Origin of the sequence: Sphingopyxis sp., assembly GCF_965279755.1 — a bacterium.
GTDB lineage: Bacteria > Pseudomonadota > Alphaproteobacteria > Sphingomonadales > Sphingomonadaceae > Sphingopyxis.
In genome coordinates, this window is the sequence record NZ_OZ257261.1 from 736,507 (window position 1) to 761,418 (window position 24,912).

General features: G+C 65.0%; 25 protein-coding genes. 18 read left to right on the plus strand and 7 right to left on the minus strand.

From position 1 onward, the window contains the following. Window positions 1–145: 145 nt before the first annotated feature. The 3 genes from ACQY80_RS03500 to ACQY80_RS03510 all read left to right on the plus strand — a co-directional run bounded on the left by ACQY80_RS03500 (window position 146) and on the right by ACQY80_RS03510 (window position 1,547). Entirely contained in the window at window positions 146–319 is a 174-nt protein-coding gene (locus tag ACQY80_RS03500; protein ID WP_428683678.1) for a (2Fe-2S)-binding protein, read from the plus strand. A gap of 100 nt (window positions 320–419) precedes the next feature. Next, entirely contained in the window at window positions 420–902 is a 483-nt protein-coding gene (bfr, locus tag ACQY80_RS03505) for a bacterioferritin (protein WP_428683680.1), read from the plus strand. Window positions 903–1,124: 222 nt separating this feature from the next. Next, complete coding sequence (locus ACQY80_RS03510; RefSeq protein ID WP_428683682.1) at window positions 1,125–1,547, plus strand: addiction module antidote protein; 423 nt, start codon at window positions 1,125–1,127, stop codon at window positions 1,545–1,547. 39 nt (window positions 1,548–1,586) lie between these two features. On the opposite strand, the gene ACQY80_RS03515 is transcribed toward ACQY80_RS03510, so the two are convergent. From ACQY80_RS03515 to purC, 4 genes are all read right to left on the minus strand, one after another. Continuing rightward, entirely contained in the window at window positions 1,587–2,003 is a 417-nt protein-coding gene (locus tag ACQY80_RS03515) for a DUF805 domain-containing protein (RefSeq protein WP_428683684.1), read from the minus strand. Between the two features lie 47 nt (window positions 2,004–2,050). Beyond that, window positions 2,051–4,942, minus strand: a complete 2,892-nt coding sequence (locus ACQY80_RS03520) for a M16 family metallopeptidase (protein ID WP_428683686.1) — start codon at window positions 4,940–4,942, stop codon at window positions 2,051–2,053. Between the two features lie 42 nt (window positions 4,943–4,984). Then, on the minus strand, window positions 4,985–6,085 hold the full coding sequence (locus tag ACQY80_RS03525) for a diguanylate cyclase domain-containing protein (protein ID WP_428683688.1): 1,101 nt from the start codon (window positions 6,083–6,085) through the stop codon (window positions 4,985–4,987). A 114-nt stretch (window positions 6,086–6,199) separates the two neighbouring features. Further along, window positions 6,200–6,976: a phosphoribosylaminoimidazolesuccinocarboxamide synthase gene (gene purC / locus ACQY80_RS03530; RefSeq protein ID WP_428683690.1), complete on the minus strand. Its 777-nt coding sequence runs from the start codon at window positions 6,974–6,976 to the stop codon at window positions 6,200–6,202. Between the two features lie 312 nt (window positions 6,977–7,288). Between purC and ACQY80_RS03535 the strand changes: the two genes are divergently transcribed. Further along, window positions 7,289–8,212, plus strand: coding sequence for a crotonase/enoyl-CoA hydratase family protein (locus ACQY80_RS03535; protein ID WP_428683692.1), 924 nt, complete (start codon window positions 7,289–7,291; stop codon window positions 8,210–8,212). Window positions 8,213–8,342: 130 nt separating this feature from the next. On the opposite strand, the gene ACQY80_RS03540 is transcribed toward ACQY80_RS03535, so the two are convergent. Continuing rightward, window positions 8,343–9,974, minus strand: coding sequence for an alkaline phosphatase D family protein (locus ACQY80_RS03540; protein ID WP_428683694.1), 1,632 nt, complete (start codon window positions 9,972–9,974; stop codon window positions 8,343–8,345). A gap of 52 nt (window positions 9,975–10,026) precedes the next feature. Then, window positions 10,027–11,160, minus strand: coding sequence for a DUF3667 domain-containing protein (locus ACQY80_RS03545; RefSeq protein WP_428683696.1), 1,134 nt, complete (start codon window positions 11,158–11,160; stop codon window positions 10,027–10,029). A gap of 79 nt (window positions 11,161–11,239) precedes the next feature. Between ACQY80_RS03545 and ACQY80_RS03550 the strand changes: the two genes are divergently transcribed. The 11 genes from ACQY80_RS03550 (at window position 11,240) to ACQY80_RS03600 (ending at window position 19,634) form a co-directional block, all read left to right on the plus strand. Continuing rightward, the gene (locus ACQY80_RS03550) at window positions 11,240–12,535 is read left to right on the plus strand and encodes a glutamate-5-semialdehyde dehydrogenase (protein WP_428683698.1); all 1,296 of its coding nucleotides are present in this window, start codon (window positions 11,240–11,242) and stop codon (window positions 12,533–12,535) included. A gap of 65 nt (window positions 12,536–12,600) precedes the next feature. Next, window positions 12,601–12,879: a hypothetical protein gene (locus tag ACQY80_RS03555; protein WP_428683700.1), complete on the plus strand. Its 279-nt coding sequence runs from the start codon at window positions 12,601–12,603 to the stop codon at window positions 12,877–12,879. Between the two features lie 100 nt (window positions 12,880–12,979). Then, window positions 12,980–13,588: a hypothetical protein gene (locus ACQY80_RS03560; RefSeq protein WP_428683701.1), complete on the plus strand. Its 609-nt coding sequence runs from the start codon at window positions 12,980–12,982 to the stop codon at window positions 13,586–13,588. Further along, a complete protein-coding gene (locus ACQY80_RS03565; RefSeq protein WP_428683703.1) occupies window positions 13,585–14,229 on the plus strand; it encodes a nicotinate-nucleotide adenylyltransferase in 645 nt (214 codons plus the stop codon). Before ACQY80_RS03560 ends, ACQY80_RS03565 begins: the two co-directional genes overlap by 4 nt. 6 nt (window positions 14,230–14,235) lie before the next feature. Further along, on the plus strand, window positions 14,236–14,634 hold the full coding sequence (gene rsfS, locus ACQY80_RS03570; protein ID WP_428683705.1) for a ribosome silencing factor: 399 nt from the start codon (window positions 14,236–14,238) through the stop codon (window positions 14,632–14,634). A gap of 143 nt (window positions 14,635–14,777) precedes the next feature. Beyond that, the gene (locus tag ACQY80_RS03575) at window positions 14,778–15,206 is read left to right on the plus strand and encodes a 23S rRNA (pseudouridine(1915)-N(3))-methyltransferase RlmH (RefSeq protein WP_428683707.1); all 429 of its coding nucleotides are present in this window, start codon (window positions 14,778–14,780) and stop codon (window positions 15,204–15,206) included. Next, window positions 15,203–16,417, plus strand: coding sequence for a murein hydrolase activator EnvC family protein (locus tag ACQY80_RS03580; RefSeq protein WP_428683709.1), 1,215 nt, complete (start codon window positions 15,203–15,205; stop codon window positions 16,415–16,417). The genes ACQY80_RS03575 and ACQY80_RS03580 overlap by 4 nt, the downstream gene beginning before the upstream one ends. 113 nt (window positions 16,418–16,530) lie before the next feature. Further along, window positions 16,531–17,928: a S41 family peptidase gene (locus tag ACQY80_RS03585; protein ID WP_428683711.1), complete on the plus strand. Its 1,398-nt coding sequence runs from the start codon at window positions 16,531–16,533 to the stop codon at window positions 17,926–17,928. Between the two features lie 19 nt (window positions 17,929–17,947). Further along, window positions 17,948–18,430 (plus strand): disulfide bond formation protein B, encoded by a 483-nt coding sequence (locus ACQY80_RS03590; RefSeq protein ID WP_428683713.1) that lies wholly within the window; start codon window positions 17,948–17,950, stop codon window positions 18,428–18,430. Continuing rightward, the gene (locus ACQY80_RS03595) at window positions 18,427–18,942 is read left to right on the plus strand and encodes a demethoxyubiquinone hydroxylase family protein (protein WP_428683715.1); all 516 of its coding nucleotides are present in this window, start codon (window positions 18,427–18,429) and stop codon (window positions 18,940–18,942) included. The genes ACQY80_RS03590 and ACQY80_RS03595 overlap by 4 nt, the downstream gene beginning before the upstream one ends. Window positions 18,943–19,025: 83 nt before the next feature. Next, window positions 19,026–19,634, plus strand: coding sequence for a hypothetical protein (locus tag ACQY80_RS03600; RefSeq protein ID WP_428683717.1), 609 nt, complete (start codon window positions 19,026–19,028; stop codon window positions 19,632–19,634). A gap of 54 nt (window positions 19,635–19,688) precedes the next feature. Here ACQY80_RS03600 and ACQY80_RS03605 read toward each other — a convergent pair whose 3' ends face one another. Continuing rightward, window positions 19,689–21,623, minus strand: a complete 1,935-nt coding sequence (locus ACQY80_RS03605; RefSeq protein WP_428683719.1) for a prolyl oligopeptidase family serine peptidase — start codon at window positions 21,621–21,623, stop codon at window positions 19,689–19,691. A 389-nt stretch (window positions 21,624–22,012) separates the two neighbouring features. Here ACQY80_RS03605 and ACQY80_RS03610 point away from each other — a divergent pair, with 389 nt between their 5' ends. The 3 genes from ACQY80_RS03610 (at window position 22,013) to ACQY80_RS03620 (ending at window position 24,794) form a co-directional block, all read left to right on the plus strand. Beyond that, window positions 22,013–22,333, plus strand: coding sequence for a hypothetical protein (locus ACQY80_RS03610; protein ID WP_428683721.1), 321 nt, complete (start codon window positions 22,013–22,015; stop codon window positions 22,331–22,333). A gap of 65 nt (window positions 22,334–22,398) precedes the next feature. Further along, window positions 22,399–23,742 carry a TldD/PmbA family protein gene (locus ACQY80_RS03615; protein ID WP_428683723.1) on the plus strand — a complete coding sequence of 448 codons (1,344 nt, stop codon included), beginning with the start codon at window positions 22,399–22,401 and terminating at the stop codon, window positions 23,740–23,742. A gap of 266 nt (window positions 23,743–24,008) precedes the next feature. After that, on the plus strand, window positions 24,009–24,794 hold the full coding sequence (locus tag ACQY80_RS03620; RefSeq protein ID WP_428683725.1) for an inositol monophosphatase family protein: 786 nt from the start codon (window positions 24,009–24,011) through the stop codon (window positions 24,792–24,794). Window positions 24,795–24,912: the final 118 nt, after the last annotated feature.

Below are 24,912 nucleotides of genomic sequence, written 5' to 3' on the forward strand. Positions count from 1 at the left end.
GCGCGCCTATGCCCGCGAATCAGTTTTCGGGCAAGGGGCGCAGCGACGAAAAATCCCGCTTTTCGGACTGCGAGTCAGTCGCATCTTTCCTGTTGCGAATCCGTCGCACTATCCCTAAATCATCCTTGTTGAGAAGGATTCGCATATGGTTGTCTGTGTCTGCAACGCAATAAGGGAACGCGATCTTCGCGACGTCGCACGCGACGGCCAATTCCGGTGCGCCAAGGCAGCCTATGCGCAACTGGGTCGCAAACCCAAGTGTGGACAGTGCCTGCCATTCGCTCGCAATATCATCAGCGACGTCGCCGCGACAGCCTGATTTTTCTTGGTTTTCTGCCGTTTTTCACCTTGGCCTGAGGGGGTCGGGGCCTGTATGATGCGCGCAACCCAATCCCAAGAAAAACGACAGGACTGACATCATGAAGGGCGACGCCAAAGTCATCGATTTCCTCAACGAGGCGCTGAAGAACGAGTTGACCGCGATCAACCAGTATTGGCTGCACTATCGCATGCTCGACAATTGGGGCGTCGCACGCCTCGCCGCGTTCGAACGCGAAGAGTCGATCGACGAGATGAAGCATGCCGACAAGCTGGCCGATCGCGTCCTGTTCCTCGGCGGCCTCCCCAACTTCCAGCTGCTTGGTCGCCTGCGCGTCGGCGAGACGGTCGAGGAAATCCTGCGCGCCGACCTCGCGGTCGAGGAAGAAGCGATCCCCCTGCTCAAGGACGCGATCGCCCATTGCGAGAGCGTGCGCGACTATGTCAGCCGCGATCTCTTCTCGGACATTCTCGAAAGCGAAGAACATCATGTCGACGAACTCGAAAAGCAGTTCGAGATGATCGAGCGCATGGGAATCGAAAACTACATCCAGCTCCAGTCGAAGCCGGTCAGCGAAGACTGACGCTGGCGCGAAGGCGGAGGGGGGCTTCGTCCACGGGCTAAACCGCTGAATTTAGAGGCGCTTTCGAGCGCCTCTTTTTTCGCTTGTATTTGCGACTAATTCTCAATAGCACAGTCGGGCAGTCCCCTCCTGCCGGCCGCTGCACCTTTCAGGCGCACTCGAGCGGCCGGCATCTTTTTCCACCGGAAGCGGGACGAGCAAGCGGGCCACGAGGGAGATATCATGCAGAGCAGCAGCGACCTGGTCCGGAAATTCACCGAGCAGCCACTGGTCCGCGATCTGCCCGTCGATGCCGCCCAGGCGGTGCTGGCGCTGCGATATTGCATCCTCTGCCGCAAGAGCGAGCGCGATCCGATGCCCGAACTCGAACGCCGCTGGGGCAACATCCTCGCCGCGCGCCGCTACCGGCTGGTGGTCGAGGCGATCGGCCATATCTGGCCCGACCCCTTCGCCGTCGCCCCGCCCTGCTGCCCGCGCCTCAGCTTCGATGAAGTGCTGCTCGGCGATATCGTGATTGCCGCAGGCCATGGCGACCGCGTGCATTTCGACTATCTGACCGGCGAAATGCTGGGCAGCGACGCCCGCGCGATGCTGTTCGCCGCGCTGGAGAATTTCGTGCGCGCGCGGGCTCCGGGGCGGGTTTAGCCCAACGCGTCGAAGGCGTCGACGCCCGCTTTGGGAGCGTCAGCGGACGCCCCTCGTCGTTACCGAAATATGTGCCGACGCTTTGGGTGGCGCGTCTTGTGTCTTGCTGACCAAGCCAATCATTGCGGGGATCAACTTGATTACGGTCGACAAATCGACAAATCGCCACGTCGATGCAGCCACCTGAATTTCGAACAGATCAAAAGTGATCGACATCGGAAAAAGGCAGAGTACCGCCCACCAACGCGAAAACCCCGCATCGTGCAGGCGCCTGACCGTTACCATAGTGTAGATCATTACAAGCAATGCAAGCAGCAAGAATGAGGGCGCGAAGCCAAGCTTATTCCCAATCGCCCATATACCAGCAACGATGCACCCGAGAATTGTCAGCGCGATCCAGTAGTGCTCACGTGAGGTACGCCCCCAAAGCGACAGTATATGGCCGGCACGGATCATGCGTGTATCTTTAAGACCAAACTTCCGTCGCCCGCAACCGGTCCGCCCTACTTCCCTGCCTTGTCGCTCACCGCCTTGATCACCAGCGCGCGATCGTCGAGCAGATAGCGCTTCGCCAGCGTCTGCAGCGTCGCGGGCGTCACGCCCTCGACGACCGCGATGCTCTGGCGACTGCGGTCCAGGCGATCGGCGCGGCTTTGCGCTTCGGACACATAGGGCAGCCAATAGCTATTCTCACGCCGCGCCTTGGTCATCGCCTCCAGCAGCGGCTTGCGCGCGCGCTCGATCAGATCGGCATCGACCGGCTTGTCGCGCAGATCCTTGGCGATCGCGAAGATCGCGGCACGCGTCGTCGCCAGATCCTTGTAATCGACATTGCTGGCCGCGAAGACATGGCCATAGCCCGGAAACTCGTCCGACAGGCTCGACGCGGCGCCGGGGCTGTAGCTTTCGCCGAGCTTCTCGCGCAGTTCCTCGGTCAGCATCAGCTGCATCACGCGCGCCAGCAGATTGAGTCCCATCGCGTCCTTCAGATCGCTGTCGTCGCGCGCGGGCCAATAGACGCGAATCTCCGCCTGCTCGGCAGGGCCCTTGTGGATCAGCGTGCGTTCGCTGCGGTCGGTCGCATAGGTGCGGATTCGCGCATCGGCGCGCGGATCGAAGGCAGCACGGCGCTCCGGCAGCGCGCCCAGCGTCGCCGCGATCGCATCGATCGCCGCCTGCTCGTCGATGTCGCCGACGACGCCGACCTCGATCGCGCCATGCTCCAGACTATCGGCTACCGCAGGCTTCAACTTGTCCCAGTCGAGCGCCATCATCGCTGCGAGCGGCGGCGTCTGCGTCCGCGGGTCGTTGTTCGCGAGAATACCGCCGGCATCGCGGCCGAGCACCGCGGCGGGGGTCGCGTCGTTCGCGGCATATTGCTGCGGCAGCGCGCGGCGCAGCAGCGCCAACCCGTCGGCACGATAGCCCGGATGCGTCAGATAGGCCGCCATCAAGTCGGCCTGCAGCCTGAAATCCTCGGGCGAGGTCAGCGCGGCGCCGCCGAAGGCATCGGTGCTGGAACCGAAGTTCGATCCCACCGTCTTGCCCGCCATGATCGTGCGCAAATCGTCAAAGCTGTGCGCCTGAAGCCCGCCAACGACGAACGAGCCCATCAGCGCGACCTTGGTCGGGTCGTCGCGGGTCGCGAGCAGATTGCCGCCATCGACGCGCAGCGACAGATAGACGCGGTCCTTCTGGAAATCGGTCGTCTTGATGTTGAGCATCACATTGTTCGCAAAGCGGATGCGCCGGATGCCGAGATCGTCGATCCGTTCGTCGCTGACGATCTTTCCGGGGGTACCGAAATTGTCATAGGCGAATTTTGCGCTCGTCGCGGCGGCCGGCGCGGAAATCGCAACCTTTTGCGAGGCATCGAGCGCGGCGAGGATCGCCTTCGTCCCACCCTCGATCGGCGCCTTGGTCGTGACGCGGACCAGCGGCGCGCTGAACCCCTGCATGCGCTTGCGGAAGGCGGCGGTAACGGTGTCGGCATCGAGTCCCGGTGCGACCGCGTCGAACAGCGCCTGGCTGGTTTCGGGGCGCACGAAGACGAAATCGCCATCGGCGGCCTCGATCAGGGCGTCGGCCAGCCCATCGCTGCGCCGCGTCGTCACGCCCGCCACCGATGTCTTCAATGCGGTGCGCCGGATCGCGAGCTGCTCGTCGACCTCGGCCTGCGTGAAGCCGAACTGCACCGCGCGGCGTGTTTCCTGTTCGATAAGCGCCAGCGCCTCCTGCCAGGCGCCTTCCTTGGCGGCCGCGCCGGCGCCGATCTGTTCGAAGACCTTCCAGCCTTCGGAGTCGCCGAAATAACCGCCAAGGATCGGCGAATCCTCGGCGAGCGCGATTTTCGAGAGGCGGCGCCCGATGATCGACTCGCCGACATCCTCGGCGAGCTGGCGTGCGCGCTTCGCCTTGGTGTCGGATTCGATCACCCACGGTTTCAGCGCGACGATGCTGACCGAATCCTGCACCGCGGGATCGACGAAATCGTCGGCAGCCTCTGCGCGCGCATAATCGGGCTTGCCGATGTCGGGGTCGGCGCCGGCAGGGCCGCGCCCCTTCCAGTCGCCGAAGCGCGCCTTGATCTTCGCCTCGACCGCCGCCGGGTCGAAGTCGCCGACCATCACCAGCGTCGCACGTTCGGGACGGTAGTATCGATCGTAGAGATCGCGGATGCGCGACGCGGGGGCGGTCTTGATCACCTCTTCGGTGCCGACGGGTATGCGGCTCGCGACCTTCATTCCCTGCATCTGGAAGTCGAGCTGGTCGACGAGATTGCGCAGCTGGTAAGTGTCGCGCGCGCGCCGTTCGGACAGGATGACCCCGCGCTCGCGGTCCATTGCGCCCTGATCGATCGTCAGTTCACTCGCGGTCTCGCGCATCAGCATCAGCCCGGTGTCGATCAGATCGTCCGAGGCATTGGGCAGGTCGAGCTTGTAGACGGTCTGGTCGAAGCCGGTGGACGCGTTGGTGTCGGCTCCGAAGGCGAGCCCCTTGCGCTCGAGCAGCTTGATCATCTCTCCCTCGGGCACATTCTTCGACCCGTTGAACGCCATATGTTCGAGGAAGTGGGCGAGCCCACGCTGATCGTCGGCCTCGGCAAAGCTGCCGACGTCGAACCGCATGCGCAGCACGACGCTGTCCTTGGGCGTGCTGTTCTTCAGCAGCGCATATTTCATCCCGTTCGGCAAAACGCCGAAGATGATATTCGCATCGACCGGAATGTCGCTGGCGGCAAAGTTCCAGGCCTTCGCCGCATCGCTTTGCGGATTCGTCGTCGCAGTGGCGGCGGACTTCGCAGCCTCCTTGGCCAGGACGGTCGCCGGAGTCAGGGCGAGGAGGACGAGGGGCGACAGCGCGGCGGTAGCACGCCAAAAGGCAGGAAGCTTCATGGCCCGGATGTGACCGCGACGGAGCGCGCGGTCAAGCAGCGCTCATGCGATATGCTTGACGCTTTCGACAGACGGCGTGTCGGTGCGATCAACGGCCTTTGCCGCATAGAGGGCGCGGTCGGCTGTCTCGAACAGCTTGTGCGCCGACGTCCCGCCGTCGGGCCAGGTCGCGACGCCGATGCTGGCGCCGACGCGGATCGACTTGCCGTCAATGCGGTAAGGCGCGGCAAGGGCCGAAAGGATATGGTCCGCCAGCGATGTCGCGAGCAATGGCGATCCGGCGGGCACCAGAATGGCGAATTCGTCGCCGCCCTGCCGCGCCACCATCGCATCCTTGCCGCAGGCGCGGCGCAGGCGCACCGCGATCTCGCACAGCAACAGGTCGCCGACAGCGTGGCCGTGCCTATCGTTCACCGGCTTGAACCCATCGAGATCGAGCAGGGCGATCGCGAAGCGGGCAGTCTTTCCGGCGCGTTCCATCTCTTCGGCGAGACGCAGGTCGAAGGCGCGGCGATTGGGCAACGCGGTCAGCGGATCGCTGTGCGCCAGCTCGCGCATCTGACGCTGAAGCTGAAGCAGATCGACGAGCTGGCCGTGCTGCTGGATCACCATGCGCAGCAGAAAAATCGTCGCGACCACCAGACTGGTTCCCGCCGCGACCTCGGGCGGATTGCCCGACGTCAGCATCAGCGAAGCGACGGGCACCAGCCCGATCGCCAGATTGACGAAGGTCGCGAAGCGGATCGACGACAGGCAATAGGCGGTCGCGAGCGATCCCATCGCCATGATCATCGCGTAATAGCTGTGCGTTGCCGCCGGCGCGGCGAGCCAGTTGGTGACCGTCCACAGGCTGCACATCCCGCCCATGACGCCCGACAGCACGGTCGATTCCAGAATGACGCGGCGCGCACGGCGCGGGCTCATCCGGCGGCGACGATTGCGAAACAGAACAAGCAGTCCGATCAGGCAGACGCTGGCGAGAATGACCGGAAAGCCGATCCGGATGAACGGATGCACCGTCGCGATGCCGGCGTAGATCGCGGTCGGCGTCGTCGCAGCGAGCGTCAGGAACAGCGCGGGCGTCAGCGTCTCGACGCGATGCGCGCGCAGCAAGGCGATATCGTCCCGGATATCGTCCGGCACCAGCGGAAAGATCCGCCGCCGCAACCATTGATAGACCCCCGTCATGGGACGGAGGTAGCAAGTCATGGTAAATCAAGAATTAAGCTTGCGACGGAGCAAAAACCCCGCCGCCGCTCAGCTCTTTTTCTTGCGGTGGCTTTCCAGGTCGAGCACGGCATTGTCGCCGCCCTCGGGCAGCAGGCCAAGCCGGCGTGCGACTTCCTGATAGGCCTCGACTTCGCCGCCGAGGTCGCGGCGGAAGCGGTCCTTGTCGAGCTTTTCGTTCGTCGTCATGTCCCACAGACGGCAGCCGTCGGGGCTGATCTCGTCGGCGAGGATGATGCGGCTGAAGTCGCCTTCATAGAGCCGGCCGAACTCGAGCTTGAAGTCGACGAGGCGGATGCCGACCGCGGCGAACATGCCCGACATGAAGTCGTTGATGCGGATCGCCATGTCCTGAATGTCGTGAAGCTCGTCCTGGCTACACCAGTTGAAGCAGGCGATATGCTCTTCGGCGACGAGCGGATCGCCGAGCGCATCGTCCTTGTAGCAATATTCGATCAGGGTACGGGGAAGCTGCGTCCCCTCCTCGATCCCGAGGCGCTTCGACAGCGTGCCCGCCGCGACGTTGCGCACGATCACCTCGATCGGTACGATCTCGACCTGACGGATCAACTGCTCGCGCATGTTGAGGCGGCGAATGAAGTGCGTCGGAACGCCGATGTTGCCGAGCAGCGTGAAGACATGCTCCGAAATCCGGTTGTTGAGCACGCCCTTGCCGTTGATCGTCCCGCGCTTCTGCGCGTTGAACGCGGTCGCATCATCCTTGAAATACTGGATCAGCGTGCCCGGTTCGGGGCCTTCGTAAAGGATCTTCGCTTTGCCTTCGTAAATCTGGCGGCGACGGGACATAGCGCACACTTTCTGTCGGAACCAAATGAATGGCCCCGGCGATGGCGACTCAGACGAGAGGCGCGGCGCCGGGGCGGTCGGGGGGCCTATAGCGGCAAAGAAACTCCGCGTCATCCCCGGCTATTTTGCACCCGCATATGGCTCCGGGACACTTTCCGGCAAACTCCGGAAAAGCGGCATTACGTAGACCTTCAACCATGGCTCAGTCATCTTTTCGCGACCCCCTATCTTACGTTTACGTAAACTAGAGCTTGCCTTCGCGCACCTCGCTTGCAACGATAACCGTAACGGCAACCGGAACAGGAGAGTGACATGAGCTACAACGAGATTCGCCTCGACAAGCATGAGGGCATCGCGCTCCTGACGCTCTACCGGCCCGAACGGATGAACGCCTTCACCGCCGACATGATGGCCGAGATCATCGCGGCGCTCGACGATTGCGATGCCGACGACAGCGTCCGCGCGGTCATCTTCACCGGCCATGGCGACAAGGCTTATTGCGCGGGCGCCGACCTCAGCGCCGGGGCCTCGACCTTCGACTATGACACGCGCAGCGACAAGCAGCGCCAGCTGCCCGAGGGTCTCGCCGCAAGCCCGGTCGCCGAGGATGGAACGATCGACTGGTCGCACCCGCTGGTCCGCGATGGCGGCGGCCGCGTCTCGATGCGGATCTTCGCAGCGAAAAAGCCGGTGCTCGGCGCAATCAACGGCGCGGCGGTCGGCATCGGGGCGACGATGACGCTGCCGATGGACGCCCGCCTCGCGAGCGACACCGCGCGGTACGGCTTCGTCTTCGCGCGGCGCGGCATCGTGCCCGAAGCGGCATCGAGCTGGTTCCTGCCGCGCCTCGTCGGGATCGCGAACGCGGTCGACCTTTGCTATTCGGGCCGCCTGATTTCGGCCGCCGAGGCGAAAGACAAGGGTCTGGTCCAGTCGGTCCATGCGCCCGGCGAACTGATTGACGCCGCGATTGCCAAGGCACGCGAGATGACCGCAGACAGCGCCCCGGTGTCGGTCGCGCTCACGCGCCACATGCTGTGGCGGATGATGGGGGCGCCGCACCCGATGAGTGCCCACCGCTGGGACAGCCGCGTGATTTTCTCGCGCGGCCGCAGCCCCGATGCGGCGGAGGGCGTCACGAGCTTCCTTGAAAAGCGCCCGCCCAATTTCACCGCGAGCGTCGCGAACGATTATCCCTGGTTCGCCGAGTTCGAGGACGTGCCGCCTTACAGTTGATCCAAATCCTCCCTGTCGCGCAGCGATGGGGAGGTGGCAGCGTGAAGCGCTGACGGAGGGGCCGTGACACGGCCCCTCCACCATCCGCTACGCGGACGGTCCCCCTCCCCACGGCTCGCCGCAGGGAGGATTAAATTGCGTCATATTTCTTTCGGCCTCGCGCCGCCGTCATGCGGTGCGAGCCCGACAGCTGCAGGTCGTGCGTCCGGATCGAGGCGACATTGTGCCAGTCGGCGGTGACCTTGTCGGGACTGAAGGCGACGGTGACATAACCGCGGTCCTGCGTGTTCGCCCATTTGAGTTGCGGCGAAGACGCACGGAGCGCCGCGACGCGCGTGGCGTCCGGAATACCGCGCGTATAGCTTTCAAAACCCGGCGAGGTGACGCTGTGTCCGCCGACCTCGATCCCCGCCGCGCGCTTGTCGTGCGTCAGGTCGAACGCCCAGGCATTATGGCTGTCGCCCGACAGCGTGACGAGATTCGCGTCGGCGCGCTGCGCGGCGGCGAGCAGCCGGTCACGCGCGGCAGGATAGCCGTCCCAGCTGTCCATGTTGAGCGGCAGTCCTGCCTTGGCCGCAAGTTGCGACACTTCGACCCGGCGCTTCACATAGTCGGGCTGATCGGACCCGAACCAGTTTCGCGATTCTGGCGGCGTGAACAACGACCCCATCACGATCTGCTGCGCGCAAACCTGCCAGCGCGTGCCGGCTTTCACCGATTTCGCGAAGCCGCCGAACAGCCAGCTTTCCTGCTCGGCGCCCATCAACTGGCGCCGGGGATCGCGATAGGCGGTCTCGGCAAATTGCTTCAGCGTCTCCGCGACATTGGCCTTCCCTTTCAGAATCGCCCCCAGATCAAAGGGCTCGTCGCGGGCGGTGATGCGTGTTTCAGGAAGGAAGATCGTGGCGAGGTCGCCTACCTGATAATCGCGCCAGCGCGTCTCGGCGACAGGCATCCATTCGTTGTGCGCCCGTTCGGCGGCAGCCATGCGATCGGCCCAGCTTCCCTCGCCCTCATTGTGGTTTTCCGCCCCGCCCTTCCACGTGTCGTTGGCGAATTCATGGTCGTCCCACTGGACGATCATCGGGAACATCTGGTGCAGCCGCTGCAAATCGGGATCGGCACGATAGGCAGCATAGCGAAGGCGATAGTCGGCGAGCGCGACGATTTCGCCGGCGGGCTGGATCAACCGCCCGGGCAAGGCTTCCTTCGCAGACGGATAGTCGCCGACCTTATATTCATAGAGATAGTCGCCAACGTGCGCGACAAGATCGATGTCGCCGCGGGCGGCGGCATGGCCATAGGCGTTGAACCAGCCGAAGGGCATATTCGCGCACGAGAAGAGCGCGATGGTAAAGGCGCTTGTCGGCCCCTGCGGCAAGGTGCGCGTCCGGCCAATCGGCGATTTCGAACCGTCGGGCGCGATAAATCGGTAATAATACCAGCGCCCGGGCTGCAGCCCATCGACGACGATCTTCGCCGTGTGGTCACGTTCGCCCGCGGCGATCACGGTGCCGCCACCAGCGATGCGGTCGAAGTCGGCGCTTTCGGACAGTTCGGCGGTCAGGCTTGTGTCCGACGGCGCGGCGTATCGCGTCCAGAGCAGGATGCTGTTCGCGCCCGGCTCGCCGCTCGCGACGCCGTGGGTAAAGCCCTGCGCCGCCATCGCCAGCGCCGCGCCGGGCAGCGCCATCGCGGCGAGCCCGGTGGTGCCGAGCTTGATGAGCAAGCGGCGATCGATCTCGCCCCAGATATGGTGCATGGCAGTCCTCCTTTTCGCCGGGTCTTTGCCCGGCTTTTGTGACAGCTTTTCGTCAGCCGCTCGCCCCCAGCGCGAGCAGCAGCAGCATGAAGGCGAGCAGCGCAAACAGGCTGAAGAAAAGCAGCAGCGCCGCGCGCACGAACGCCCCGAAGCGCGACGAACGATAGGCGCCGCGAATCTGCCGGTACATATGGAACGGCACATAAAGCAGCGCCAGTGTCGTCGCGGTACCGCCGATGACCGTCAGGTTGAACAATCGCACCGCGACGAACAGCAGCAGCATGAAGCTGATTGAGTAGGTCACGAAGACGAAATGGTCATAGGTGTGAAAGCGGCGACTGAACGGATAGAGCAGCCACATGAACGGCAGCGACAGCGGGATCAGCGCCCACGCGAATTTATAGGCGTTCGCCTGGAATTTGTAGAGAATCAGCGCAGGGTTCGCGAAGGCCTTTTCCAGCCCATGATCGATGAACGGGACGCCGGTATTGACCTTGTTCCGGTTCAGGAAATCGGCGCTGACCTTCACCTGCTCGGCTGGATTGTCCAGAACCGGCGGCCCCGCCGCGCGGTCGGTCTCGCGCTCTTGCCGGCTGCGGCTGCGCGAAACGCCAAGATAATCGGCACTTTTCTGCAGCGTTTCACGCTCGTCGAGCAATTCCTGCCGCCGCGCCGCCGGCAGATCCTTTTTTGCAAGCTCGGCATCGACGCTGTCGACCTCCTCCTGCATGCTGTCCCGCACTGCGGTCGTACGCGTCTGTTCGGCCGCTGCCTCGTTAATCATCGATCCCAGCGTACCGCCGCTGCCGACCATCGCCAGAACGGCGTAGGTCAGGAACACCGCAAACAGGAACAATGCGAGCGGGGAGATGAAGCGTGCGCGCTCGCCATGAATATAGCGGCGCGTCAAATCGCCGGGCCGCCAGGCGAGCAGCGGCAGCGTGTTCCAGATCTTGCCCTCGAAATGGAAGATAGCGTGGACCAGATCGTGCCCGATCGCGCCGAAGCTGCGATGCACATCGACTCGCTGTCCGCAGCGATGGCAGTGCGACCCGACCAGGCTTGTCCCGCAATTGAGGCAGCGCGAACCGCCTTGCCCCTGCGTATCGCCATGTTTCGGCTCGATCGCGGCGCCTGCCAGCCCCGCCGTAATCGCCGCCCCGATGCTTTCGATGTCCCCGCTCATGCGCCCCTGACTAGTGAGGCATCCCTCCCCGCGCAACGGGGGTTTCGGGAGGGACGCGAAACATGATAGTGGCCGCGCCATGAACGCCGAAGCCCCCATCTCTTTCAGCGCCGCGCCGCGCCTCGCCGATGCCGATGCCCTGATCGCCGACATGGGCGCGCGCGCGCGCGCTGCAGCCAAGGCGCTCGCGGTCGCGCCGACCGAGGCAAAGGCTGCGGCGTTGCGCGCGGCGGCGACACAACTGCGTTTGCAGGCAGCGGCCATTCTCGACGCCAACGCGCGCGACATGGAGGCTGGAAAAGCCTCCGGCCTAAGCGCCGCCATGCTCGACCGGCTGCGCCTCGACGAAGGCCGGCTCGCGGCGATCGCAGAGGCGGTCGAAGCGGTTGCGGCGCTGCCCGATCCCGTCGGACAGCAAATCGACCGCGCCGTACGCCCGAACGGCATGGAACTCAGCCGCGTGCGCGTGCCGCTCGGCGTCGTCGGCATCATCTACGAAAGCCGTCCCAACGTGACCGCCGATGCTGCGGCGCTCGGCCTGATGTCGGGCAACGCCGTTATCCTGCGCGGCGGCAGCGAGGCGGTGCTCAGCAACCGCGCGATCCACGCCGCGCTCGCGGCGGGACTGGCCGAGACCGGCCTTCCCGCCGATGCGATCCAGCTTGTCCCCGTTCAGGACCGCTCGGCAGTCGGCGCGCTGCTTCGCGCACAAGGCCTGATCGACATCATCATCCCGCGTGGCGGCAAAAGCCTGGTCGCGCGCGTGCAGGACGAGGCACGCGTGCCCGTGCTGGCGCATCTCGACGGTATCAACCATCTCTATATCGACGGCGCCGCCGATCCCGCGAAGGCGATCGAACTGGCTGTCAACGCCAAGATGCGCCGGACCGGCGTGTGCGGCGCGACCGAGACGATCCTGATCGACCGCGCCTATCCCGCACCGCTCGCCATCGTCGATGCGCTGGTGCTGGCGGGCTGCGAAGTCCGAGGCGACAAGGGAATCGCCGCGCTGAGCCCCCACGTCGACCCGGCTTCGGAGGGCGACTGGGACACCGAATATCTCGACGCGATCGTCTCGATCGCCCTCGTCAACGGCCTCGCCGGCGCGCTCGCCCACATCGACGCGCATTCGAGCCGCCACACCGATGCGATCGTGACCGAGCACAATGCGACCGCCGAACGCTTCCTGGCAAAGGTCGACAGCGCGATCGTGATGCACAACGCCTCGACCCAGTTCGCCGACGGCGGCGAATTCGGTCTCGGCGCCGAAATCGGCATCGCCACCGGCCGCCTCCATGCGCGCGGTCCGGTCGCGCTCGAAGGGCTGACGACATACAAATGGCTGGTGCGCGGCACGGGGCAGGTCCGGCCTTGAGCGCGACAATTCGCTTATGGCGACCCGTCGGCCCCGACGAGCTCGCGCTAATCACGGCGAGCAAGATGCGCGAGTTTCCGCCTCGTTTGCCCGAGCAGCCCATCTTCTATCCGGTTACGACCTATGCCTATGCGGTGAAAATCGCGCGCGACTGGAATGTGCCGGCATCGGGATCGGGCTTTGTGACCGAATTCGATGTGAGCGCCGAATATCTTGCAGGCTACAAAATCGAACAGGCGGGCGGACGCGAGCATGAGGAGTATTGGATTCCGGCCGAAGACCTCCCGAACTTCAATCGGGCGATCATCGGTCATATCAGGGTCGTGAAGTCCTTCCCCGAATGATCCTCACTGGCTCTTTCACGTCAACGACACGCGACATCCTGCCTCGACGCGCGCGACACGGGAAAGGTCCGGCCTTGAATCGCAGCCTCGTAGACCTTTGATGCAGCGATCCATCAAATTCGGCCTGCTGGTGCTCGCCTTCGCCGTTACACCCTTTTGCTGGTCCCTAATTCGAGATCTGGCCCCTCTCCTTTTCCGCAACGGAGATACCGCGAATGTTGAGAAAGCCGTCGCGATGCAACTCTCGTCGGAACATCAGCGAATTCATCTCGGCAAGCCAGAGCCCTTGGCGCAGGTCGAAATACCCGAAAGCTGTTTTTCGATTGCCAAGGATCAGATACGGTCCCGATTCCGGCTGCAGAACAGGAAGATCGACGGAATCGACGAAGAGTTCCGATCCAAACCGTCTATTGTAAGCATGAATGCTCACGGTATCTCCTACGCATATTTAGCCAACGGGCAGGCTATCGAAGACCTGCAGAAGAAGCTCTCGCCATTCGAATTGGCGGCGCTCAACGGCTGCATGAAGGCGAGCCCCTTTGCAAAATGGTGCGACGAGCAGGTCGAGAAGAACATGCGCGTCGCCCCCCGTGCCGTTGAGCAGGATTTGGTTGTGCGCGGACTCATGCGCCACGCGCTTGATGATCAAGGCAATGAAATACATTGCACGACCATTCCCTCGATCAACGAAGAAGCCGAGCACCCGTGATCCTCACCGGCCTCCTCGGCGGCAGCTTCAATCCCGCGCATGGCGGGCACCGTGCGATCAGCCTCAATGCGATCGAGGCACTGGATCTGGACGAATTGTGGTGGCTCGTCTCCCCCGGCAATCCGCTGAAACCCGCGAAGGGGATGGCGCCGCTTTCCGCCCGCCTCGGCTCGGCGCAGCGCGCCGCCCGGCGCTCGCCGATTCGCGCTACCGCGATCGAGGCCGAAACGGGCACCCGCTACACGGTCGACACGCTGCGAAAACTCGTGCGGCGCTACCCCAATCGCCGCTTTATCTGGATCATGGGGGCCGACAATCTCGCCCAATTGCCCCGCTGGCGCGACTGGCGGGGGATCGCACGATTGATGCCGATTGCGGTTGTCGCGCGTCCGGGCTATAATGGCCGCACCCATGCTGCAGAGGCAATGGGTTGGCTGCGGCGCTTTGTCCGGCCCGCGGACCAGAAAAGTCTTTGGACGGACTGGAGACCGCCTGCCCTCGTGTTCCTGCGTTTTTCGCCCGACGTGCGATCCGCAACTGCAATACGGCAGGCCAACCCCCGCTGGTTCGAGAGCTATGCAGGCCGTGCGTTGCGCGACCCTGTCACGCATTCGCGGCTGGCCATGGATGAAAAGGAATGAAACCGCTTGATAGCCGCCAGTAAGGATGCCGCGCCCGGCGCCGCACCTGCGAATGACAGTGTGGAAGCCCTCCACGCGCTGATCCTCCACCAGCTGGACGAGGATCAGGCCCAGGAAACCATCTCCATCCCGCTTGCCGGAAAGAGCAGCATCGCCGATCATATGGTGATCGCGAGCGGCCGCTCGACGCGCCATGTTTCGGCGATCGCCGACAAGCTGGCGCAGCGGATCAAGCAGGAAGCCGGACGCCATGTCCGCGTCGAGGGCCTGCCGAACGCCGACTGGGTGCTGATCGATGCCGGCGACGTCATCATTCACCTGTTCCGTCCGGAGGTTCGCAGCTTCTACAACCTCGAGCGCATGTGGTCGTTCGGCGACGCACCGCCGGTCGTTGCGGTAAATTGACGTCTTTGTTCTGTTCGGCCTAAAGCCCGAACAGAAGCGGCACCAGCCCGCTCCCCTCCGGGCCTCCCCGACGATAATAGCCTATGGGAGGCCGGGAGGGGGAGCGGGCTGGTGCCGCTTTCACCGAAGGTGGACAAAGAATCATGTTGCTGCACATCATCGCGCGCGGGCGTATCGGGCGGGGGCCCGAGGCCGAGCTGGTCGAGCGCTATATGAAGCGCGTGACCTGGGCGCAGAAGATTTCGGAGCTACCCGACACCGGCGGACGCGTTCCTGCCGCGGCAGAGAATAGCCGCACCATCCTGCTCGACGAGGGCGGCGAGCAGCTTTCCTCCCTCGAATTTGCCAAACTGCTGGAAAAATGGCGCGATGGCGGGGTGCGCGAGGCACGCCTTTGCCTTGGCGCCGCCGATGGCTTCACGCCCGAGGAGCGCGAGGGCGCCGACAAGGTCATCGCCTTCGGCCGCGCGACCTGGCCGCACCTGATGGCGCGCGCGATGCTCGCCGAACAATTGTGGCGTGCCACCAGCATCATCGCGAACCACCCCTATCACCGCGAGGGCCGGCAATGAGGCGCTGGGCGGCGGCGCTGGCGCTGGGCCTGGCGGTCGCGGGCGGCGCGCTCGCCGTCGCGCAGAGCGACGTCTTCGATCCCGAAGCGATCGCCGCACGCGAGCGTCAGCAACTGCTGACGGCGAAACAGCAATCGGCCGATGCCATGGCGCGCAGCGCGACGCTTGAGGCGCAGGCGACGGCGGCGCGCGACGAAGCCGACAAGCTCAAGAAGCGCAGCGCGGCGCTCGCCGCGCGCATCCAGTCGGCCGAAGCCGACATCAACGCCGGCGAAGCACGCGTCGCGCTCGTCGCACGGCGGCTGAGCGCGCAGGAAGCGCGGCTAGCCGAGCAGCAGCAGCCGCTGCTCGAACTCACCGCCGCGCTCCAGCAGCTTTCGCGCCAGCCGCCGGTCAGCGTCCTCGCCCAGCCCGGCTCGTTGACCGACATGGTCCACGCCCGCGCGATCCTCGACGCCGCGATGCCGGTGATCGCGCAGCGGACCGCCGGCGTCCGCCGCGAACTCGCCGAGCTGCGCACGGTGCGGCGACAACAGACGATCGCGCTGCAGGCGCTCGCGGCAAGCAGGGCGCAGCTCGCCGAGCGCCGCGACGCGCTCACCCGGCTCGAGAATGAGGGCCGGCTGCGCTCGCGCGAGCTGATGAGCAGCGCCCAGCTCGAATCCGATCGCGCACTCGGGCTGGGAGAAAAGGCGCGCGACATCGTCGAACTGATGGACACGCTCGAGGCTGACAGCGCGGTCCGCAGCGAACTCGCCGAACTCGCGGGCCCGATGCCGCGTCCGCGCGATCCCGCAAGCGCGGCGATCCAGGCCGCCCCGCCCGCGCCCGCCGAGGCCGACCTCGCGCGCGGCGCCTATCGTCTGCCGGTCGTCGGCCGCATCGTCGCGGGGCTAGGCGAAGTGAACGACAGCGGCGTGCGGTCGCGCGGCATCAGCATCGCAGCGCGGCCCGGCGGTCAGGTTGTGTCCCCGGCGCCGGGGCGCGTCAGCTTCGCGGGCGATTATCGCGGCTATGGCAAGATCGTGATCATCGATCATGGCGGGGGCTGGACGACGCTGGTCACCGGAATGATCGCGCTCTCGGCAGGGGTCGGCGACACGCTGGACGCCGGGGCGCCGATCGGTCGCGCGGGATCGGGTGACAGCCGGATCACCGTCGAACTGCGCCGCGCGGGGCGCCCGGTCGATATCGCCCAGATGCTGGGGTAACCCCGCGCTTTCCCATATCGGGAAGCACCGCTTGACGCCCCCACAAAAGCGTAGGACGATGGGGCGACGGGGATTATAAGGCGCGGATTGCCCTCGCCCGATGAAAGACGCAGATGACCGACTCGACCAACACCGCCTCTCCCAAGCGCCGCTTCGCCCTGTGGCAGGGGGCCGCCGCGCTTTCCACGCTGGCGCTCGTCCCGCTTGCGACCGGCGCGATGGCGACCGTCGACGCCTCGACGCAGCAAGAAATCTCGCGCTTCATGGACGTGTTCCTCGAGGTCAAATCCAACTATGTCGAGCCCGTCAGCGACGACAAGCTGATCGAAGGCGCGATCAACGGCATGCTCGCCAGCCTCGACCCCCATTCGGGCTATCTCGACGCGCGCGACTATTCGAACCTCCGCACCCAGACCGACGGTGAATATGGCGGCCTTGGCCTGTCGGTCACGATGGAGGATGGCGTCGTCAAGGTGATCGCCCCCACCGCAGAGACCCCCGCCGATCGCGCCGGCGTGAAGGCCGGCGACTATATCACGCACATCAACAAGGAGCTGATCTTCGGCATGACGCTCGACGAGGCGGTCGACCAGATGCGCGGTCGCCCGGGCACGCAGGTCGAGATCACCGTCGTTCGCGAAGGCCAGGACAAGCCGATCGAAATGACGCTAACCCGCGAGATCATCGACGTGAAGCCGGTGAAGTGGGAAGTGAAGGACGATGTCGGCGTGCTGACGATCGCCAGCTTCTCCGCCGATGCGACCCGCGACCTCAAGGCCGCGATGGTTTCGGTCGAAAAGTCGCTCGGCCACAAACCGCGCGGCTGGGTGCTCGACCTTCGTTCGAACCCCGGCGGGCTGCTCGACGAGGCTGTTGGCGTCAGCGATATCTTCCTCAACCGCGGCGAGATCGTCTCGCAGCGCGGCCGCAAGAAGGGCGATATCGAACGCTTCTTTGCCGAGCCCGGCGATCTGGCCACCGGCGCGCCGATGATCGTGCTGATCGATGCCGGTTCGGCCTCGGCCTCCGAAATCGTCGCGGGCGCGCTGCAGGATCAGCACCGCGCCGTGATCATGGGCGAACGCAGCTTCGGCAAGGGATCGGTGCAGACGGTGCTGCCGCTGACCGACACAACCGCGCTCCGCCTGACCACCGCACGCTATTACACGCCGTCGGGCCGCAGTGTGCAGGAAGGCGGGATCGAACCCGACATCCGCGTGCCGCAGCTGTCCGATCCCGATTACAAGGATCGCCCGCGCTTCCGCGAAAGCGATCTGCGCCGTCACCTGATCAACGAGAAAAAGGTCGACAACAGCCTGCTCGAAAAGGACGAGAAGGACGATCCGCGCTTCACCGCGAGCGCCGACGAGCTGAAGGCGAAGGGCATCAAGGATTATCAGCTCTATTATGCGCTGCAGACGATCGGCCGGATCAACCCGGCCGCGCCGCGCATGGCGGAGGGCAGCAAGCCCGCGGCAAAGCCGGCGGCCAAGCCGACCGCGCGCAACTGATAATCGGCAAGAGGGCCCCATGCTGAAATCGCGTATCGCCGCGCCGGTCGTCGCGCTCGCCGCGCCGCTGCTTCTCTATGGCGGCGCGCTCGTGTCGCAATATGGCTTTGGCCTCCACCCGTGCGAAATGTGCTATTGGCAGCGCTGGCCGCATCAGGCGGCGATCGTCCTTGCCCTGCTCGCGCTGCTGTTGAACCGCAACGACAAGGCGATGCGCTCGCTGACCTGGCTCGCCGCCATCGCCATCGCGATCAGCGGCTTGATCGGCATTTTCCACGCCGGGGTCGAATATGGCCTGTGGGAAGGGCTGACGACGTGCAGCTCGGCGCACGTCGGACCGATCTCGCTCGACGAGATCATGGCGGCACCCATCATCCGCTGCGACGTCGCGCAATGGCGGCTGTTCGGTATCTCGCTGGCCGGGTTCAACGCGATTTTCTCGCTCGGCGCGGCCGCGCTCGTCTTGACCTTGCTGCGCCGCCGGACCACATCGGCGGCATGAGCAAGGATCGCCACGCATCGATGATCCGCGTCGACCAGGCGGGCGAATATGGTGCGACGCGCATCTACGCCGGCCAGCTCGCGGTGATGGGCGACCGGCACCCGATGGCGCGCGAAATCGCGCATATGGCCGAGCAGGAAGAACGGCACCGCAAATTCTTCGACGCCATGATCGCGAAACGCGGCGTGCGTCCGACCGCGCTCCAGCCCTTCTGGAATGTCGCGGGCTTTGCGCTCGGCGCCGTGACCGCCGCGATGGGGCCGCGCGCCGCCATGGCGTGCACCGCCGCCGTCGAGACCGAAATCGACCGGCATTACAGCCACCAGCTCGACGAGCTTGGCGACAGCGATCCCGAACTCAGCGCCGCGGTGGAAGACTTCCGCGCCGAGGAACTGGAGCATAAGGAAGCAGCGCTTGCCGCCGGCGCCGAAAGCGCGCCGGGCTATCCGCTGCTCAGCTTTGCGATCCGCGCGGGATGCCGCGCAGCCATCGCGCTGTCCAAGCGTATCTGATAAGCGTCGATCATTCCTGCCCGTTCAGCACGGATGCAGGCTTCCGGTGCCAAGCCCGCCGAAACAGGATGAAGGATAGACTGATGACCCGCCTGCCGCTTGCCGCGCTTTTCCTCGCCAGCAGCTTCGCTGCGCTGCCCGCCGCCGCGCAGGAGGCCGACACCAGCAACGCCGACAAGATCAACCAGGTCATCGTTTATGGCAACGACCCTTGCCAGCCTTCGAGCTCGGGCGAGATCGTGGTGTGTAATCGCCTCGACGAAAGGGAGCGCTATCGCGTTCCGCAGATTTTCCGCGGCGGCGACCCGCTCGACCCGCGCAATCAGGCCTGGCTCAACCGCGTCACCGCGATGGAACGCGTCGGCCGCTTCGGCACCGACAGCTGTTCGCCGGTCGGGCTAGGTGGCTTCACCGGCTGTACGCAGCAGCTCGTCGCAGGCGCGAAGGCCGAGCAGAAGGCGGCTGACAAGACCGACTGGCAGGCGCTGATCGCCGACGAACGCGCCAAGCGCATCGCGGGTATCGACGCGGCGTCGGATGAGGTCGAAGCTGCGGTCGTCGCCGAAGAAAAAGCGCTCGCCGAACGCCAGAAGGCTGCCGAAGAGCTGGAGCGTCAGGCCAGCGGCCAAGGCCCTGCCCCGGCGACCCCGGATGCGGACGCGGGCGCGCTGCCGGTTCCGCCGAAGAGCTAAGTATCCGACGGAAAGGATCGCCCGCGCCGCAAGGCGCAGGGCGATCCCCTGCCCCTAGTTCAGCAGATACTGCTTCCAGAAAAGCAGCGACGTCCAGAACTGATAGTCGGCATTTTCCTTCTTCGCGAAGCCATGCCCCTCGTTCGTGCCGACGAGGTGCCACGCCGTGCCGCCATTCTTGCGGACCGCCGCGACGATCTGATCGGCCTCCGATGCCGGGACGCGCGGGTCGTTGGCGCCGGTGACCACGAACAGCGGCTTCCTGATGTCGCCGACGCGGGTGAGCGGCGAGATTTCGATCAGCTTCTTGCGCTGCGCGGGCTCGCGCTCGTCGCCATATTCGACGCGGCGCAGGTCGCGGCGATATTCCTGCGTGTTCTCGAGGAAGGTGACGAAGTTCGAGATCGCGACGATGCAGAGGTTCGCGCGCAGCTTGTCGGCGTACTGCGTCGCCGCAGCGTAGCACATATAGCCGCCATAGCTGCCCCCGGTCAGCCCGAAGCGCGAAGCATCCAGCGACTTGTCCTTGGCGAGCAGGTCGAGGAAGGCGCCCATGTCCTTGACGCTGTCCTCGCGCTTGAACGGCCCGTTGTCGAGGCCGACGAAACGCTTGCCATAACCGGTCGAACCGCGGACGTTCGGATAGAAGACTGCGATCCCCATTTCGTTCAGCAGATAGTTGGTGCGGCCCATGAAGCCCGGGCGCGACTGGCTTTCGGGGCCGCCGTGGACGTTCATGATCAGCGGGCGCTTACCGGGGAATTTCGCGGGGTCGGGACGATAGAGAAAGCCCGACACTTCGAGCCCGTCGAAGCTCTTCACCTTCACCAGCTGGGGCTCGACATTCTTCAGCGGATCGAGGCCGCCGGTCTCGCTTTGCGTCCAGCGCGTTACCTTCAGTGTCTTCGCATCGACGCTATAGGCGTCGGTCGCGCTGCGCGCCGAGGTCAGGCTGAAGCCGATGTCGCCCCAAGGCGCGATGCTGACGCCGCCGATCACGCCCGCGGGCAGGTCGACGGTGCGGACCGCCCCGCTCTTCGTGTCGAACAATCGCATCTTCGACATTCCCGCCTCGTTGATCACATAGGCGATGAAGCTGCCGTCATCGGCGACATCGAAGCTCGACACGTCCCATTGTTCGGCCGGACCCTTCGGCGTGAACTTGCCCGTCGCGGGGTCGAGCGTGCCGAGGCGCTGGAAATCCGACCCCTCGTCGCTGGTGATCCAGATCGTGCCATCGGGCGCGAATTCGGCACCGCCGTACGAAATCACCCGCTTGTGATCGCCGATCGGCGTCATCGCACCCGTCGCCATATCGAGGCGAAACAGGTCTGCCTTTTCAACCGACACATATTGCGACACGATCGCCCAGCTCTTGTCCGGCGAAAAATCATTGACCGCCCAGCCGCCGCCTTCGACCTGCGCGATCATCCTGCCCGAGGCGGGATCGCGGGGGTTCATCAGATAGATGTCGCTGTCGCGGCCGTTGCGGCGGGTCGAGGTATAGGCGACGAGCGTGCCGTCCTTGCTCCACGCATTCAGCCCGTTACGGCTCTTGCCGTCGGTCAGCAGCTTGAGCTGCCCGTTCGTGAGCGCATAGATCTGAAAGAATTCGTTGCCGCCGACATCCTTCTGGACAAGCATCAGGTCGGCGCTCTTCGGCGACCAGACGCCGACGGCGACCGGTTCGGCCTCGAACGTCAGCTGCTGGCGCGCGCCCATTGGCATCGCGACGCGGTGAATCTGGTTGGTGTTGCCGAAGCGCGTCGTGATCAGCATCGACTTGTCGGCTTCGTTCCAGCCGGAGAAGCCCGCGCTGCGGTTCTCCATATAGGGCCGCGTTGCGGCGGGAAGGTCCGCCGGCACGTCGGGCACGCCATCGGCGATCAGCGCGGCCGGTTTCGGCTCGACGGCAGACTTGCTGCCTTCCTGTGCGAGCGCCGGCGCGAACGGCAGGGTCAGGGCGGCGAGAGCGGCCATATAACGCATTGATGATTCCCCCGGTTTTCCGAAAAGATGGATGACAGGACTTAGACGCTATCGCCTGTGGCTTTGGATGCAAGGTTTCGATGGAAACCGCTTTGGCGTCGACGAGCCGGCAACGCGCCGCCAAATCGTCACAAAATATGGCCAATCGTGCCGATCTGGCCGCGATTTGGGCACCCCGACGCATTTTCGTTGCGAATCCGCGATGAAACGAATGCAAAAATTAACGAATCACAGGCAGAGTGTCTTGACTTGGGAATTTTTGGGGCAAAACGTGGCGTTTCTGGGAATCGCCGGCCGGAGGGGCTGAAAACATGGCATCAACATTCGGACCGCGCCTCTGGCGCCGATCGACTGCAAGCGTTCCGCCGGCACGTAGCCTCGGGCGCCGGATGACCGTTCATGCCGCTGCCGCGCTCATCGCTTTCGCCGCTCTCCAGATCTGGCTCGTGACCAGCGCGATCGCTGCCGGCGCGCCGTCGATGCTCATCGTCGTCGCGCTTGTCATGCTGCTCGCGCTCGCCCTGCCGATCGCGCGCATGACCGAACGCCGCTGGTATCATCTCAGCCGCCAGGCGCTTGCAAGCTGGGGGCTGCATGCACGCTTCCGCCGCGACGTTCGCCGCCTGTGGGTCGCCGCGCTGACGCTCCCCTTCCTGTGGGTCAGCGGCGCGATGGCCGCGACCGACGCCATCGCCGCGATCGCGCGCTGAACTCCAGCGGATATTGGCAGACTTTAGATTTTGACGCTGGCCCGCGCGCCGTATAGGGCGCGGGAATGCTGACCGTTTCCGAAGCCCTCGACCGCGCGCAAATGCTCTGCAGCGCCGCGACCAAGGCGGGCGCCGACGCCGCCGACGCGCTTTACTATTGCAACGCTGCCACCTCGGTCTCGATGCGCCTCGGCGCGCTCGAGGATGTCGAGCGCTCCGAAGGGCAGGATATCTCGCTCCGTGTTTTCGTCGGTCAGCGCAGCGCCAGCGTGTCGACCGCCGACATGGATGCAGGCGAACTCGCCAAGCTTGTCGAGCGCTGCGTCGCGATGGCGCGCGAGGCGCCCGAGGATCCCTACACCGGACTCGCCCCCGAAGCGCTGCTGTACAAGGGGCCGGCCCCCGACTTCGACCTTGACGATGGCAGCGAAGCCGACCCGCAAGCACTGCGCGAAGCCGCACGCGCGGTCGAAGAGGCCGCGCGCGCCATCGAGGGTGTGACCAACAGCGAAGGCGGTAGCGCCAGCCACAGCCGCACGCGCTTCGCACTCGCGACGAGCCACGGCTTCGCGGGCGGCTACGGATCGAGCGGGCACAGCCTGTCGGCGAGCGTCATCGCGGGCGAAGGCGCGAACATGCAACGCGACTATGGCTGGCACAGCGCGCATCATCTGTCGGATCTGGAGAGCGTCGAGGCGATCGGGTCGCGCGCGGGCACCCGCGCCGTCGCGCGGCTGAATCCAGGCAAGGCGCCCGTCGGCAAGGTGCCGGTTTTGCTCGATCCGCGCGTCAGCGGCGGCATCGTCGGACACCTGCTGAGCGCGATCGCCGGCCCCGCGATCGCGCGTGGCACCAGCTTCCTGCTCGGAAAGGAAGAGCAGATGCTCTTCGACAGCGGTATCGTCATCCACGATGACCCGCACCGTGCACGCGGCCTGCGCAGCCGCGCCTTCGACGGCGAAGGCCTGCCGACCGCGCCGCGCGACATCGTCACCGGCGGCAAGATCACCGGCTGGCTGCTCGATAACGCCTCGGCGAAACAGCTCGGTCTGACGCCAACCGGCCACGCGAGCCGCGGCGGCGGCGCGTCGGGCGTGACCGCAAGCAACCTGCACCTCGCCGCCGGCGCGCAAACGCCCGAGGCGCTGATGGCCGACATCAAGGAGGGCGTCTATCTGACCGAGCTGATCGGTCAGGGGGTCAATCCCGTCACCGGTGATTACAGCCGCGGCGCATCGGGCTTCGTTATCCGCGATGGTCGGATCGCCGGGCCAATCGCCGAATTCACGATTGCCGGCAATCTGGTCGACATGTTCGCCGCCCTGATCCCGGCCAACGACCTGGAATTCCGCCACGCCGTCAACGCACCGACGCTTCGCATCGACGGCATGACCGTCGCGTCGGGTTAAGGGCCAGAACCTGACTATGGGGCGGCTGAGGTTTGAAGCAAATTTGTTCAGTGCAAGGAGGAGCGGCGCAGGCATATGAAAATATTCCAAGGCGCTCCGACGCAGCAATGGACAAATTTGATCAAATCCCGGAGGGACGGCAAAATGGCTTCCATCTCGAACCAAATGTTCCTTGGACGTAGAACCACTATGCCCGGCGGGCCATTTGGTCCGATATGTTCGCCATTTTGCCGTCTCAGCCGTCCCATAGTCAGGTTCTGGCCCTAATGCCGGGTCGCAACCTCGAGGCCGTGATCGCCGCAACCCGCGAGGTCGGCGACATGGCGATGGCGCGCTGGCGCGGCGAAGGGCGCGCGATCGACGTCTGGAACAAGTCGCACGACAATCCGGTCAGCGACGTCGACCTGGCGGTCGATGCGCGGTTGAAAGCCGTGCTCGGCGCGATCGCACCCGAAGCGGGCTGGCTTTCCGAAGAGACCGCAGACAATGATGACCGGCTGTCGTGCAGCGCGATGTGGTGCGTCGATCCGATCGACGGCACCCGCGACTTCATCCGCGGCCGCCCCGGCTGGTGTGTGTCGGTGGCACTTGTGGTCGACGGCCAGCCCGAACTCGGCGTGCTCTATGCCCCCGCGCTCGACGAGCTGTGGGTCGCGCAAAAGGGCAAAGGCGCGACACTGAACGGCGAAGCCCTACGCGCCAGCCGCCGGATGATCTTCGACGGATCGCGTGTTCCCGCCGACAGCCTGCCCAAGATTGACCGGGACCTCATCATGGTCACCAAGCCCAACAGCATCGCGCTCCGCATGGCACTCGTCGCCGACGACCGCGCGGATCTGGTCGCGACGCTGCGCTGGGGTTTTGAGTGGGATGTCGCCGCTGCGGCGCTGATCGCGACCGAAGCCGGCGCGACCGTGACTGACGCCTTTGGCGAACCGCTTGTCTTCAACACCCCACGCGCGCAGGCCTTCGGCGTCATCGCCTGCGCCCCGGGAATCCACCGGGCTGTCGTCGGCCGCTTGCACGACCGCGCGGTCGCGCTTACATCCTGACCCCCACCGCCGGTTGGGGCGTGCGATCCGCCGCACTTCCCTTGACTTCGGGCGCGACTCACCCTAATTGCGCAACCATTCCGACAGCCTGACCGGACGGCGAAGCGCAGCTGCGTAT

What these genes read in the sequence shown, in the direction of transcription:
- ACQY80_RS03555 (WP_428683700.1), top strand. Translation starts at nt 12,601, where the DNA reads ATGCGCGAGTTTCCGCCTCGTTTGCCCGAGCAGCCCATCTTCTATCCG.
- bfr (WP_428683680.1), top strand. Translation starts at nt 420, where the DNA reads ATGAAGGGCGACGCCAAAGTCATCGATTTCCTCAACGAGGCGCTGAAG.
- ACQY80_RS03605 (WP_428683719.1), bottom strand. Translation starts at nt 21,623, where the DNA reads ATGCGTTATATGGCCGCTCTCGCCGCCCTGACCCTGCCGTTCGCGCCG.
- ACQY80_RS03610 (WP_428683721.1), top strand. Translation starts at nt 22,013, where the DNA reads ATGACCGTTCATGCCGCTGCCGCGCTCATCGCTTTCGCCGCTCTCCAG.
- ACQY80_RS03560 (WP_428683701.1), top strand. Translation starts at nt 12,980, where the DNA reads ATGCAGCGATCCATCAAATTCGGCCTGCTGGTGCTCGCCTTCGCCGTT.
- ACQY80_RS03510 (WP_428683682.1), top strand. Translation starts at nt 1,125, where the DNA reads ATGCAGAGCAGCAGCGACCTGGTCCGGAAATTCACCGAGCAGCCACTG.
- ACQY80_RS03585 (WP_428683711.1), top strand. Translation starts at nt 16,531, where the DNA reads ATGACCGACTCGACCAACACCGCCTCTCCCAAGCGCCGCTTCGCCCTG.
- ACQY80_RS03500 (WP_428683678.1), top strand. Translation starts at nt 146, where the DNA reads ATGGTTGTCTGTGTCTGCAACGCAATAAGGGAACGCGATCTTCGCGAC.
- ACQY80_RS03600 (WP_428683717.1), top strand. Translation starts at nt 19,026, where the DNA reads ATGACCCGCCTGCCGCTTGCCGCGCTTTTCCTCGCCAGCAGCTTCGCT.
- ACQY80_RS03575 (WP_428683707.1), top strand. Translation starts at nt 14,778, where the DNA reads ATGTTGCTGCACATCATCGCGCGCGGGCGTATCGGGCGGGGGCCCGAG.
- ACQY80_RS03520 (WP_428683686.1), bottom strand. Translation starts at nt 4,942, where the DNA reads ATGAAGCTTCCTGCCTTTTGGCGTGCTACCGCCGCGCTGTCGCCCCTC.
- ACQY80_RS03590 (WP_428683713.1), top strand. Translation starts at nt 17,948, where the DNA reads ATGCTGAAATCGCGTATCGCCGCGCCGGTCGTCGCGCTCGCCGCGCCG.
- ACQY80_RS03615 (WP_428683723.1), top strand. Translation starts at nt 22,399, where the DNA reads ATGCTGACCGTTTCCGAAGCCCTCGACCGCGCGCAAATGCTCTGCAGC.
- purC (WP_428683690.1), bottom strand. Translation starts at nt 6,976, where the DNA reads ATGTCCCGTCGCCGCCAGATTTACGAAGGCAAAGCGAAGATCCTTTAC.
- ACQY80_RS03540 (WP_428683694.1), bottom strand. Translation starts at nt 9,974, where the DNA reads ATGCACCATATCTGGGGCGAGATCGATCGCCGCTTGCTCATCAAGCTC.
- ACQY80_RS03535 (WP_428683692.1), top strand. Translation starts at nt 7,289, where the DNA reads ATGAGCTACAACGAGATTCGCCTCGACAAGCATGAGGGCATCGCGCTC.
- ACQY80_RS03545 (WP_428683696.1), bottom strand. Translation starts at nt 11,160, where the DNA reads ATGAGCGGGGACATCGAAAGCATCGGGGCGGCGATTACGGCGGGGCTG.
- ACQY80_RS03620 (WP_428683725.1), top strand. Translation starts at nt 24,009, where the DNA reads ATGCCGGGTCGCAACCTCGAGGCCGTGATCGCCGCAACCCGCGAGGTC.
- ACQY80_RS03515 (WP_428683684.1), bottom strand. Translation starts at nt 2,003, where the DNA reads ATGATCCGTGCCGGCCATATACTGTCGCTTTGGGGGCGTACCTCACGT.
- ACQY80_RS03595 (WP_428683715.1), top strand. Translation starts at nt 18,427, where the DNA reads ATGAGCAAGGATCGCCACGCATCGATGATCCGCGTCGACCAGGCGGGC.
- ACQY80_RS03550 (WP_428683698.1), top strand. Translation starts at nt 11,240, where the DNA reads ATGAACGCCGAAGCCCCCATCTCTTTCAGCGCCGCGCCGCGCCTCGCC.
- ACQY80_RS03580 (WP_428683709.1), top strand. Translation starts at nt 15,203, where the DNA reads ATGAGGCGCTGGGCGGCGGCGCTGGCGCTGGGCCTGGCGGTCGCGGGC.